This is a genomic window from Anaerotaenia torta (assembly GCF_050433395.1).
GTDB lineage: Bacteria > Bacillota > Clostridia > Lachnospirales > Lachnospiraceae > Mobilitalea > Mobilitalea torta.
Genome location: NZ_JBNPXH010000021.1, coordinates 16408 through 30505, shown reverse-complemented (window position 1 = coordinate 30505; position 14098 = coordinate 16408). Strand labels below are relative to the sequence as shown.

General features: G+C 44.1%; 9 protein-coding genes. 8 read left to right on the top strand and 1 reads right to left on the bottom strand.

Going from position 1 to position 14098, the window contains the following annotated elements:
• Positions 1–259: 259 nt before the first annotated feature.
• On the bottom strand, positions 260–1378 hold the full coding sequence (locus HNQ56_RS23660) for a sigma-70 family RNA polymerase sigma factor (protein WP_429150976.1): 1119 nt from the start codon (positions 1376–1378) through the stop codon (positions 260–262).
• A 63-nt stretch (positions 1379–1441) separates the two neighbouring features.
• Between HNQ56_RS23660 and HNQ56_RS23655 the strand changes: the two genes are divergently transcribed.
• From HNQ56_RS23655 to HNQ56_RS23620, 8 genes are all read left to right on the top strand, one after another.
• On the top strand, positions 1442–3469 hold the full coding sequence (locus HNQ56_RS23655; protein WP_429150974.1) for a glycoside hydrolase family 43 protein: 2028 nt from the start codon (positions 1442–1444) through the stop codon (positions 3467–3469).
• Positions 3470–3533: 64 nt separating this feature from the next.
• The gene (locus tag HNQ56_RS23650; protein WP_429150972.1) at positions 3534–6470 is read left to right on the top strand and encodes an extracellular solute-binding protein; all 2937 of its coding nucleotides are present in this window, start codon (positions 3534–3536) and stop codon (positions 6468–6470) included.
• Between the two features lie 16 nt (positions 6471–6486).
• A complete protein-coding gene (locus HNQ56_RS23645) occupies positions 6487–7458 on the top strand; it encodes a carbohydrate ABC transporter permease (RefSeq protein WP_429150971.1) in 972 nt (323 codons plus the stop codon).
• Positions 7459–7460: 2 nt separating this feature from the next.
• Positions 7461–8327, top strand: a complete 867-nt coding sequence (locus tag HNQ56_RS23640; RefSeq protein WP_429150969.1) for a carbohydrate ABC transporter permease — start codon at positions 7461–7463, stop codon at positions 8325–8327.
• A 12-nt stretch (positions 8328–8339) separates the two neighbouring features.
• Positions 8340–9845 carry an SMP-30/gluconolactonase/LRE family protein gene (locus HNQ56_RS23635; protein WP_429150967.1) on the top strand — a complete coding sequence of 502 codons (1506 nt, stop codon included), beginning with the start codon at positions 8340–8342 and terminating at the stop codon, positions 9843–9845.
• On the top strand, positions 9824–10444 hold the full coding sequence (locus HNQ56_RS23630) for a Yip1 family protein (protein WP_429150965.1): 621 nt from the start codon (positions 9824–9826) through the stop codon (positions 10442–10444). The genes HNQ56_RS23635 and HNQ56_RS23630 overlap by 22 nt, the downstream gene beginning before the upstream one ends.
• Before the next feature lie 70 nt (positions 10445–10514).
• Positions 10515–13154: a DUF5696 domain-containing protein gene (locus tag HNQ56_RS23625; protein WP_429150964.1), complete on the top strand. Its 2640-nt coding sequence runs from the start codon at positions 10515–10517 to the stop codon at positions 13152–13154.
• Positions 13148–14092, top strand: coding sequence for a carbohydrate ABC transporter permease (locus HNQ56_RS23620; protein ID WP_429150962.1), 945 nt, complete (start codon positions 13148–13150; stop codon positions 14090–14092). Before HNQ56_RS23625 ends, HNQ56_RS23620 begins: the two co-directional genes overlap by 7 nt.
• The last annotated feature ends 6 nt before the right edge of the window (positions 14093–14098 follow it).

Here is a 14098-nt window from a genome sequence, read left to right as displayed (position 1 = left end):
ATACCAAAACCAGACGGTTTCATGCTATTTTTATGCCAGTTATTATTGAATTTTCAAGGTGCATAGGCACTTATTCAAGTGCGAAGTTTGAGTAATTATAAAGAAATTGCTGATTTATTAAGAAAATAAGATGCAAAACCTGCCCTCAATGTGATATGCTCACAAAGCGAGAGAGCAGGTTTTTTATGCAATTATGCCAGATACCAATCCGGTCAGGATGGGAGGCAGCAGGAAGAAGGTGCTTGGGATACCGGGGAGGTTATATTAATTTGCATCCTCCGCCTTGCAATATTTTGTGAAAATCAATTACTCCCTGCCTGTCAGAATTGACATACATCCCTTTCTTTGTTTTCTCCGCCAGTTCATCTTCATAGTTTTTAGTAAATATAATGATGTTGGTCTGGTATTTGTTTTTTCCGTCCTTTATTATTAACCCATGTCTCTCCAACAAATCTAACTCATCTTCCAGATAAGCAGCCGGAATGCCAAGCTCCAGGGAGAGTTCCTGAACGGTTACCGGTGTATAGTATGCGCTGACTAATATATTACCGGTTATTCTGCGGTTAAATAGCTTCACATACTCCATATTGGCCTGCTTCTCAAAAATAACACGAAATTCAAATGCAGATGGGTTAAAACTTTTTTCTCCATATTGTCTTTCCATATCAATTCCTTCTTTCAATATTTTTCTGGATTTAAATAAATAGTACTTAACCATTTCAGGAGAAAAATTATTGTTTTCTGCAATTTCTTTACACCCCATATGCTGAAAATAGTATGCAACAGTGCAAATCCGATACTCCTTTGAGAGCAGTGAAAGTTCCCGGCGAAGTTTTTGTGTTTCTTCATCCAGCAGTACTAAATCACCAATATCATCATTGTTGCAAGCCATGGTATCATCCATTTCTACATAGATACTTTTCTTCTTTTTAGCTAAGAATTTCTTATATGTATTGCTGGCGATTGCCCATACAAATCCATAGATTGCGTTATCATCCTTCAGATAATCCGCACTGCTTAATATGGCCAGCATTATTTCACTGGTTAATTCTTCCGCATCTTCCTGGTTGGATAATCTGTTTAGTGCATATGCAAAAATGGTTTTCATATTTTCAGATACAAAGGTTCTGATTTTAGCATCCATCTGTTTTTCTCCTCGTTTGAAAGCTTTCATCAATATAGTACCGGATAGGACGTTTTGGTTAATCCGTTTTACGAACATTATTATATTTTTTATTATACCTTTTATAACTTCAATATTAAACTTATAATTACAAGAAATTGTACAATATGCACAATAAAAAATATTATTTTTGTTATTGAAAGCGATTGCAATGATAAAAATAATTTGTAATAATATTATTGAAAGCGATTGCAATAAAAAATACTTACAAAAATATTATGATGAAGATGTAAAAAAACCGATTTAGAGGAGAATTACATGATGAGAGGAAAGAGGGGCTTGATCGTTGGAAGTATGTGGCTGGTATTATTGGCAGCAGCCTGTACCAAATCAGTACAATCGGGAAACGGGAATACAGAGCAGAAGACGGTAATCACTACACAGGCTTCGCAGGAAGGAAGCAATCGGAATAATCCTTCCTTTGAGTTATCCCGTAAGGAATACATACAGAATGATTTTATTATTTATTATGTCAATTGTGCTGCGGAAAATGTCTCAGGGGTTGCGGATGGGGATTTTATGGGACTATATCAGACTGTTACCGACCAAAGCTATGGTATAGATCCAGGAACCGGTGTTACCTGGGGTTATCAGGAGAAACCTTATATGGAAGCAGAGGGAGACTTGTCCTCGTTAGATAAAACTTCTGCAAAGTGGAGGATTAAGGAGGGAATCGGGATAATTCCTCATGAAACCGGTTTCTATTATGATTTTACTCTGCCCCCGGGCGAATACCAGATAACCTGCGGCTTTTACAATCCCTTTAGTGCAAGACTTGTATCAATTAAGGCGGAAGACATGGTCATGGTACGGGATCAGAAAATTTTAAAATATAAATTATCAGAAGCGGTCTTTACCCGGGAGGTGACGGATGGGGAGCTAAATCTCCTGGTTTATAATCCTACCAACGGGGATGAGATCATGAGGGAACCGATTTTAAGTTATATATTGATAAGACTGGTACCGGAATATGACAGATATCTTTTAGAGGCACTGATGGCTGTAGCAGCCATAAGTAAAGAGCAACTGGGACAATGTACTGCTTCATCAATTGAGAGTTACAGCAAAGCATATGCGGAAGCAGGAGCAGTCTTAGAGAAGGAGGAAGCTGGCTTTAACGAATATAAGGAGAGCTATATATTACTGAAGGAGGCATATGACAATATGATTAAGAAACCGGTCTACACAGCATTCCGCCCGGGAGAAGAGTGGAGGGATACTGAGAATAATGTAATTCAGGCACATGGGGGGCAGGTACAGCGCCTGACGGTAAGGGATAGAATAACCGGCAGTCCGGTGGAGAAATGGTGGTGGGTCGGGGAAGACAAAACAAAGGGCAACCGCGGCGGCATTTGCGCTTACAGTTCGGAGGATCTTTATAACTGGACTTTTGAAGGCATCGTTATGAGAAATGTTTCCTCAAGGGATCAACTAGAGGAAGAGGAATATTTCAGTGAGTTATATGGGGATTATACCTCCGAGCAGTTGGATCGTGTATATACCTGTATCAATGATACCCTTTCCATTATCGAACGCCCTAAGATGATCTATAATGAGAAGACTGGTAAGTACATTATCTGGTTCCATGCGGACGGTCCCACATCAACCAGCAATTCCAGCTATGCTGCAGCCAGCGCGGGAGTAGCCATCTGTGATACACCCTACGGCCCTTTCAAATTTATAGACCGTTACCGTCTGAACACCTGTCCTGAGGATCAGGAGGATCAATATCCTGCGAGTAAGGGTATGGCAAGGGATATGAATCTTTTTGTGGATGATGACGGGACTGCATATATTATATATTCAAGCGAAGAAAATCTCACCTTGTACATATCGAAACTGAATGATACCTATACCTACCTGGCTGCGGATCCGGAGAAGGCCGTATATGGCGTAGATTTCATCCGCCTCTTTCCGGGGGCCCAACGGGAGGCACCGGCTATGTTTAAAAAGGATGGCAGGTACTATATGATGACCTCAGGCTGTACCGGATGGGCTCCTAATCCGTCAAAAATGTTTATGGCAGATTCCATACTGGCTGACTGGACGGATATGGGAGATCCCTGTGTCGGGGATACCCAAAGAACCACCTTTGATTCCCAGAGCACCTGTATTTTCCTGGCTGACAAGGAATCCCAGACTTATATTTACATGGGTGACCGTTGGTTCAGTGAGGATCTGGCGAATTCAAGATATGTCTGGTTGCCGGTGGATTTTGATAAGGAGGGCAATGCTTTTATATCCTTTGTTGAAGAATGGACATTGCCGGTCCAAAACGAGGAATGAGTGCTAATTACCTGGACCGGTGCATTAGCACTAGCGGAAAGTAATATGCAGAAAGAGGTAAGCTATGGGAAAAACAAGCTTCTTACATAAAAGAAGGGGAATCGCACTTGTATTGATTATTACAGTGGCCGCCTTAAATATTTTAACAATGAGGTCTGCTGCACCGGTAGCGGAAGCCGCCGGTTCATTACAAATGGTATTAAAGGAAAGTGGGGGAGAAGAGAATCTTCTGGCTGTGATCCATGATACGGTTTCCTACGAGGAATACATGGAAACTCATGTATCTTCCAGTTATCCGTCAAGGGAGATTATCCTGTCCGGCGGGGATTATACGGAAGCCAGTGAAGGCTTTGAACGGGTGGAAGGTTATGAGGGCTTTCAGGAAAGTGCGGTGCTGACCCAGGAGGAGGGGCAGGTATCCTGGGAGGCGGAGGTTCCCGAAGCAGGTTTTTACAATATAAAGCTGGTGTATTATCCCACCAAAGGTAAAAATAATGTCATTGAAAGAGAGTTATACATTAATGGTGAGATTCCGTTCCGGGGAGCAGGATATCTGGAATTCTCCAGAAGATGGATGAATTCTGCTGCAATTGAACAGGATTCCCGAGGTAATGACGTGCGCCCCAAGCTTACGGAAGCTCCTATATGGATGGAGGCTTTCTGTAAGGACAGTGAGGGCTATTATACAGAAGCTTATTCTTTCTATTTTAGTCAGGGAAAGAACACCATAACCATAAAATCCGTCAAGGAGCCCATGGCCATCGGGCAGATAATATTAACCCAGGAGCCGAAGCTTCCCTCCTATGAGGAATATATAGCAAATGTCCCGAAGCAGGAAGCATCCCTCGCGGAACCCATAAAGATACAGGGGGAGGCATCGGTTTTCAAATCAGATTCCACCCTATACCCTATTCCGGATCGCACCTCTCCGCTGACGGAGCCCTACAGTGCATCCAAAACCAGGTTGAATGTCATTGGAGGAAACAACTGGAGGGTAGTTGGACAGAGCATCGTCTGGGAGATAGAGGTACCCGAGGATGGCCTGTATGAGATTGATGTGAAATACCGTCAGAATATGACAGCCGGAGTTACGGTAGTCCGTTCATTGAAAATTGATGGGCAGATCCCCTTTAAGGAAGCCGGGGAATTACGGTTTTACTATAAGAATGACTGGATGATTCATGCTTTGGGAGAGGAGAAAGATCCTTATCAATTTTATCTTGAGAAGGGGGAGCACACACTTTCTCTGGAAGTTACACTCAGTGAGGAAATGTCCGGTATATTGAATTTGACCAGTTCCTGTATAACTGAATTAAACCGGGCATATCGCCAGCTGCTGATGGTAATTGGCGGTTCTCCGGATACCCTGCGGGATTATCAATTAGATAAGAAGACACCGGAGGCTCTTGGGATTATTAAGGAACAATATGGGGTCATGCAGGAGATATCGGAAAGGGTGGACAGTTATGCCAGGGATTCCAAGGGAAGCCAGTCGGCTGCCATTGATAACCTGCTTTACCGGCTTAAGCTTATGTATGAAAAACCGGAGACAATTCCGAAGCAGTGGGCTGCCTTTAAGGATAATATTGTTGCATTGGGAGCCTTTGAGCTTGCCATGAGAGAACAACCGCTGGAGATTGACTACCTGCTGTTGAATTCACCGGGAGCAAAGCTTCCCAAAGCCAAGGCGGGCTTCTTCCAACAGCTGCTCCATGAGATTAAGGCCTTCCTTGCCAGCTTTTTTGAGGATTATGACAGCATCGGAGAGGTTTATGAGGGAAAAGCCATCGATGTATGGATTCTGGCAGATGCGGCCAATGTAACCAGCATGTCGGGAAGCGGAAGGGATCAGGCTACGGTGATTAAAAACCTGATCGATAATTATTTTACACCGGAGCAGCAAATTCCGGTAAATGTAAAGCTGGTGAATAAGGATGTACTTCTGTCTGCCACCCTGGCAGGGCGGGGTCCCGATGTAGCTTTGAATGTGGCAGGCAGAGAACCGGTTAATTATGCCCTGCGCAATGCGGTAGTGGATCTTACCGGGTTTGAGGATTTTGAAGATGTCCAGGATTGGTTTTTGAAGGATGCATTTACACAGTTTACCTTCCAGGATGGAATTTACGCCCTTCCCCAGACTATGTCCTTCCATGTAATGTTCTACCGCGCTGATATCCTGAAGGAGTTAAATCTTCAGGTACCGACCAACTGGAAGGAGTTCTATGAATGTCTTGCGGTAATTCAGAAGAACAACATGAACGTGGGAATTGTTCCGGACTGGACCACATATGCCATGTTCTTGTATCAACGTGGCGGCAGCTATTATAAGGACGGCGGAGCAGCCAGCGGACTGGATACAGAGGCGGCGGTGTCGGCATTCCAGCAGTGGACTGGAAACTATGTGAATTATCGTCTGCCGGTGACCTTTGATTTTGCCAACCGCTTCCGTACCGGCGAGATGCCGTTAGCCATAGGTGATTATACCAGCTATAATTACCTGTCCGTATTTGCACCTGAAATCAAAGGCCTTTGGGGTTTTACCACGGTACCGGGCTATGAGGATGCGGAAGGTAATATGGATCATAGCGTATCAGCCTGGGAGACCGCTTCCATAATTATGGCCACCTCGGATCAACAGAAGGAAGCATGGCAGTTCTTAAAATGGTGGATGAGTGACCCTGTCCAGACCGATTATGGCAATGAAATTGAGAATGTATTAGGTGTTGCAGGCCGTGTTGCAACCGCCAACATTACAGCTCTTAAAAATCTTCCATGGTCTAATACGGATTTTCGTCAGCTTGTGAAGCAGCTTGATTGGGTAAGAGCACTGCCGGAAGTTCCGGGCGGGTATTTTACTGAGCGTCATATCAAAAATGCCTTCTATACTGTATATAACAACAAGGAGGATCCCAGGGAAACCCTGCAGGATTATGTGAAGACCATCAATAATGAGATTGAGAATAAACGCAAGGAATTCGGATTGGATACGAATGCAGAATAGAGAGAGGGGAGAGAGTATGAAAGAAAAAGAAAGTGAGGCTATGAATGATAAGCAGAAGTTCTTCCCCCTCCTTAAGGGATATATACATCTGCAGGGCAGATTTCTATGGGCTTCCATGAAGAAGCATAAGATTTCCTACCTGTTCATAATGCCCTTTTGCTTATTGTTTCTTGTATTTTACCTGATACCGGTTATGGTATCCATTGGCTTGAGCTTTACCTATTACAATATCCTGGAGAAACCCAGCTTTATCGGATGGCAGAATTATATCAATCTGTTCTTTGCAGATGAGGTATTCCTGACAGCGGTAAAGAACACATTCCTGTTCGCTGTGATTACCGGGCCAATCGGCTACTTTATGGCACTGTTCATTGCCTGGATGATTAATGATTTAAAGCCAGGGATCCGCGCATTCCTTACGCTGATATTCTATGCGCCCACCATATCAGGGCAGGCATATATCATATGGCGATACATTTTCTCCAGTGACAGCTATGGTTTTGCTAACGGCTGGCTCATGAAGCTGAACATTACCTTTAGTTCCATATTATGGTTTGAGGACGGCAAATATATTATGCCGATTTTGATTGTGGTAGTGCTTTGGATGAGTATGGGAACCGGCTTTCTGTCCTTTATTGCAGGACTTCAGAATGTAGACCGTTCCCTTTATGAAGCAGGCTATGTGGATGGAATTAAGAATCGTTTTCAGGAACTATGGTTTATTACCTTGCCGGCTATGAAGGAGCAGTTAATGTTTGGTGCGGTAATGACGATCACAGCCTCCTTTGCCATCCATGACCAGCTGGCGGCACTGGCGGGGTTTCCAAGCGTTAATTATGCGGCGCATACTGTTGTATCCCACCTGGTGGATTACGGTACCATACGATTTGAGATGGGGTATGCTTCGGCCATTGCGACACTGCTCTTCCTTGTTATGATCCTATGCAATAAAGCAGTACAGTTCTTCTTAAGAAAGGTAGGATCTTAACTATGGCATTGATAAAACATAAAAAGAGAAAGAAGCCAAACCATTCCAGAAGCGGAGATATCATTAATATTATATTGCTGCTTTTTCTGGGAACCTTCATGGCCCTTCCTTTGATACTGGCAATTAGTAACTCATTAAAGCCATTGGAAGAATTATTTGTGTTCCCGCCAAGACTTTTTGTCCGTAACCCCACTCTGGAAAATTTCCATGATGTCTTTGTTTTAATGGGGGGATCATGGGTTCCGTTTTCCAGATATATCTTTAATACCGTATTTATCACCATAACCGGTACCGCAGGACACCTGCTGATTGCCAGCTTATGTGCTTTTGCACTGGCGAAGCACAAATTCCCCGGAAGAAAGGTAATATTCGGAATTATCGTAACTGCCCTTATGTTCTCAGCCCAGGTGACGGCCATTCCCAACTATCTAATTATGTCGGGGATAGGATGGCTGGACAGCTATCTGGCACTTATCGTACCGGCAATTGCAAAACCCCTGGGACTCTTCCTGATGAAGCAGTTCATGGAGCAGATACCGGATTCCCTGCTGGAGGCGGGACGAATTGACGGTGCCAGTGAGTTTGCTGTTTTTCTGAAAATCGGAATGCCCCAGGTGAAGCCGGCGTGGCTGACCCTCATTATATTCTGCTTTCAAGATCTATGGAACTTGCAGGGAGCCAGTTATATCTACAGTGAGGAGCTTAAGACCTTGCCTTATGCATTATCGCAGATATCTGCGGCGGGTATCTCCAGAGCAGGCGCTTCAGCCGCTGTTGCAGTCATTATGATGATTGTTCCGATTACGATTTTTATTATTAGTCAGAGTAATATTATTGAAACCATGGCATCTTCAGGGATTAAGGAATAGGGGGGAGTGGAAATGATGATACAGAAGCATTTAATTGTTAAAATACTCCGGTCCGCTCCTGCAATATTACTGATGGGAATTATCCTGATAAGCAGTAATACCAATGTCGCTTATGCGGATGTACCTTATGAGAGCTACAGCTATAATTTCTGGGGGGATGATGTACGCCAGCCTCATTCCTATTTATACAGCCACACCCTGGAAGCCGGGGATATTGGAACTGCACTGAGCTATCCCCAGGATATGTTTTACTATAATAAGGAGCTGTACATTGCAGATACAAATAATTCAAGAATTCTTAAGCTGTCCGCAGAAGGAGAGCTGCTTCTGGAGATTACCTGCGGAGCAGACGAAGAGGATCGGCTGAATAAGCCGCAGGGGGTGTTTGTTACCCCGGATGGAACCATTTATGCAGCCGACACGGATAATGGCAGAATCGTAGAATTTGCTCCGGACGGCAGTTTTCTTCGTGAAATCGGCCGCCCGGTTACGGAGCTGATTTCGGAAGCACAGGTATATAAGCCCACTAAGCTGGCAGTCGACCATAGCGGACGGATCTATGTTATTGCCTATGGTATTAATATGGGTTTGGTGGAGTTTGACCGCAATGGGGATTTCCAGGGCTTTATGGGAGCAGCGAAGGTTAGCATCAGTACCTTTGAGTACATATGGAAGAATTATTTCTCTACGAAAGAGCAGAGAGCCAGAATGGAAACCATCATACCTACGGAGTATAGCAGCATTTTTGTAGATGAGGAGAATTTTATCTATGCTACTATAAGCAACCTGTCCGAGGAGGATTACATGCTGGGGGCGGATACCATCCGCAGATTGAATCCGACAGGCACGGATGTCCTTCGAAGATTGGGGAAATGGTCCATTATTGGCGATCTGTATTCTACAGCAGATGCGGATTGGTCGGTATTTACGGATGCATATGCTACGGACTATGGCTGTTATTTTATCCTGGACAGTGCCGGCGGCAAGATATTTGCCTATGACTATGACGGCAACAATCTATTCTGTTTTGGCGGTGCAGGCAGCAGGGACGGTACCCTGCAGAATCCCGTCGCGCTGACTCTCAGCGAGCATGAGGAAAAGATGTATATTCTGGATTCTGTGCGCGGCAGCATTCTGATCTATGATATTACGGAATATGGGAAGCATCTTCTGAATGCTATGCGAAGCAATTACAGGGGAGATGCCGCAACCGCCAATCAGGAATGGCAGGAGGTATTAAAGGCAAATGCCAACAGTGAGCTGGCATACATCGGTCTTGGCAAGACATATCTTAAGAGCGGTGATTATAAGAAAGCCATGGAATATTTTAAACTGGGTAATTCAAGAAAGTATTATTCGAAGGCCTTTTATTATTACAGAAAAACACAGATGGAACATAACTTCGGCATAATCATGGCAGGAATTATCTCAGTTATTGCAGTTATCATGCTACTGATCTGGGTAAAAAAAATTCGAAGATGGGCGGGTGAAGTACGATGTACCATGTCAAAACGTTAAGATATGTATTTCATGTGATATTCCACCCCTTCGACGGCTTCTGGGATTTGAAGAGGGAACGCAGGGGAAGTCTTTCTGCGGCCTGGGTATTCGTGGTACTAACTATCCTGACATTGACGGCAGAGAAACAAAAAACGGGCTTCCTGTTCAACCTTAACCGCCTGGAGGATATAAATGTCATAGTTGATATCATGACCGTTCTGCTTCTCTACCTCCTGTGGTGTGTGGCCAACTGGTGTCTTACCTCACTGATGGATGGAGAGGGTAAGATGAAGGATATTATGATTGCAACCGGGTATGCTTTGTTTCCTATTGTTCTCATACGAATCCCATTAATAGCATTCAGCCATATGATCACTGTCAATGAAGGAAGCTTCTACTATGTGTTCGGAGCGGTCAGTTATCTGTGGGCGGGCCTGCTAATTATACTGGGAACCATGGTAACCCATCAGTATACTTTAAGAAAAACCATACTGACCTGCATGCTTACCGTTGTGGGTATGGGAATCATAATGTTTATCGGGCTGCTGTTCTTCAGCGTAGTTCAGCAGATGATCTCCTTTACAGAGACAATCTATAAAGAGGTAAGATTCCGGTAGAGGACAATAGCTGTAAATTGGTGTTTGCAGCCCAGAGTTTGCAGGTTCAGAGAAAGGCATGGTTATTAAAATGATCAAGAAAGAATTTCGTAAATTTACATGCATTGTATTGATATTCCTCCTACTGCCTTTCGCACCGCTTCAGGAGCTTCGTGCAGATACGAAGGATGGCCTGCCCCCGTCAGAGGTTATGGGCGGGGACGGATCGGATATGGAGGCGGATATCGATTTCATGGCCATCCAGGCAGAACAGGAAGACTATCTTGCCAGGATGCAGAAAATTACCCAGAATGATGCGTTGGAGCTCTATCTTGATGAGAAGGATACCAATGCGGCGGTCAGGGTGAAGGCAACCGGAGATATCTGGTTTACCAATCCTCCGAAGGCCGGGGAAGATGCAGGAGCATCGGCTTTTTATCAGCGGCAGATGAAAGCCCAGTTTTCCATACGTTATTTTAATGAGAATGTACAGGCAAGTGAGATGGATAATTACAATGATTCCATCCTGGGAGGGCAGTTTGAGATCACCCCGCTGGATAATGGGGTTACCATCACTTACACCTTAGGAGAATTGGTCTCCAAGTTGATTCTTCCTGAGGTTATCAGCGAAGAACGAATGCTGATGTTTACAAGCAGAATGGAGGAGAAGGCAGCCAAGAAGGTGCTAAGATATTATACACTTCTTAGCCCTGCGGCTATGAAGCAGTCAGAAAAGGACGAATATATCAAAACTTATCCTGGATTGGAGCTGCATAATATCTATATTCAAAAGGCAGGAACCAAGGACTATGTAAAGGAAGAGATGATGGAGTACTTTGTTCAGGCGGGCTATACAGCTCAGGATAAGGAGAATGATATTGCAGAGAATGGAGCTGCGGGGGGGAAAGCGAAGCCTTGGTTTAAGATCCCCTTGACCTATACGCTGGAGAAGGATAATCTGTTGGTTTCCATTGATCCGGGCGCGATTGAATATAACAGTGAGGATGGCTTCTATCTGGTGGACATCGACATGATGGAATATTTCGGGGCAGCAGACACAAAGGAGAAGGGATATATTTTTGTTCCGGACGGGAGCGGTGCATTAATCAATCTTAATAACGGCAAGGTCAATGTTCCTGCTTACAGTGCCCTGGTATATGGAGAAGACAGAACACTTAACTTTATGAGGAAATGGAAGTCGGAGGTTGATGAGAAGCTCACGGTGAAAATGCCGGTGTTTGGATTAAAGGCAGGGGATAAGGCGTGGCTTGGTATTATTGAAGAGGGCGATGGCTATGCGGATATCTCAGCTCAGGTATCGGGTGTAACCAGCTCCTACAATAATGTATATCCTGGCTTTACCTATCTGCAATACGGTTCCATTTCCCTGGATGAGGTCATAGGGTCAAACAGTTTTCAGATGTATTCTAATCCGGATTTCAAAGGGACATACAAGATACGGTACGGGTTTTTACATGGTGAGGAGGCAGATTATTCCGGTATGGCTGCATATTACCGGAATTACCTAGTTCATCAGGGCAAGCTGAAGAAATTGTCTGTGAAGGAGGATGCTGCCCTCTATGTGGAATTGATCGGCGCAATTGAGAAATACCAGTCCTTTCTGGGAATTAAATACCTGGCTGCAGAAACCTTAACAACCTATTCGCAGGCAAAAGAAATCACAGATATACTGAAGCAGCAGGATATTGATCATATTATCGTCAAATATGCCGGCTGGGCACAGGGAGGTTTGAAAGGAGGCGCAGTAACGGGCATCAAGCCGTTGTCGAAGCTTAACCGGCAAGGGGTGTCCATGAAGGAATACTTGCAGGATATGACGGAGCAGAACATACCCGTTTATATGGATGTGGATTTTCAGTATGTGCATAAGGATACATTATTTGATGGCTATAACAGACTTCGTTATGCGCCAAGGTATTTTGACAATACCGTGGTTAAGGCAAGGGAGTATTTCATATCCAATGGTAGTATTGGCGATATGGAAATCCAGATGATTAGTCCCTATTTTGCGGAAACAGTGATAGGAAAATTTGTCTCAAGAACCAGAAAATATTCTTTTCCGGGAATTAGCCTTGGAAATATGAGCCATCATCTTTATTCTGACCTGTATCAATCAAGATATACGGACCGCCAGACGGCTATCAGCTATTATGAAGCAGCTTTACAGACCCTGGAGGATACCTGTCAATACGGTTTACTGGGCGATAATTCCAATGTATACACCCTGGGATATATGAATGGTATGCTGAATGCCCCTATGGACTCCAACCACTACCGTATAACGGATGAGGTGGTACCATTCTATGAGATGGTAATCCGCGGATATATGAGTTTTGCAGGAGCACCGTTGAATAATTCGGATGATTATAAGACAACGCTGTTAAAGAGTGTGGAAAGCGGTGCAGATCTCTATGTCCAATGGATTTATGAGGATAACTCCCGGCTTGTGGGCACGGATTATGATGAATTCTACTCGGTAAACTATAAAGACTGGGTGGAGAGAATAGTTGCTGCTTATCATCATGTGAATGAGGTATACAGGGGATTAGAGGGACAGATCATTACAGAGCATGAGAAGCTTCAGTCAGGAGTATACAAGACTACCTATGAAAAAGGGCGTGAAATTGTGGTGAACTACAATAAGGAGCCTGTAACGGTGGACGGTGTTACTGTGCCTGCACAGGATTTTACCATAGTGAAGGGATGGTGAAGGCGATGTATTTTAAGAAGCACAAGGGGAAGCTCCGTTTGACCCTGCGCGGGAAAGAAGCAATGGCGGGTCTTCTCTTCCTGATTCCATTTCTTATGGGACTACTGGGTGTATTTCTGCCCATGATAATGCAGTCAATAAGGTTCAGCTTCAGTAACCTTGAAGTGACCTCGGCGGGGATGTCTATCCGTACTGCGGCAAAGGGGGGCCTTGAACATTATATCAGAGCTTTGACAATCGATCCGGAGTATAACCGGATGCTGCTGAATGCTATGGCTGAGATGGCCGCCAGTGTTCCTCTCATTATTATCTTCAGCTTTTTTGCGGCAAATCTTCTTAATCAGAAGTTCCGTGGAAGGACAGCAGTCAGAAGCATTTTCTTTTTTCCGGTGCTGTTGTCCTCCGGCGCTATTTTAAGCCTTGAGACCTCGGATTTATTATTAAATTCAGCGAATCTGGCACAGACCGGGGGAGATGATATTGCTTCCTTTCTCAATGTTGCGATATTGCTGGTTACTTATACAGATCTGCCGGTTAATGTGGTAATATTTCTCGCTGATGCAGTAAATGGCGTATATAACATTATAATTGCTTCCGGGGTACAGATACTGATATTCCTTGCCGGTCTGCAATCCATATCACCATCTCTGTATGAAGCATCGGATATCGAAGGAGCCACCGCCTGGGAGAGCTTCTGGAAGATAACCTTTCCGATGATTAGCCCGTTAATCCTTGTTAACAGTGTATATACGATTATCGATTCCTTTACCAGCGCAACCAACGGGATGATGACTGAGATTCAGACAACCATATTCAAGGATATTAAGTATGGCTTTGGCTCCGCTATGGCCTGGATATATTTTATATGCATTGCGCTGGTTTTGCTGATTGTAGGGTCAGTGATATCCAAGAGGGTATTCTACTATGACGAGAAATAACTCAGT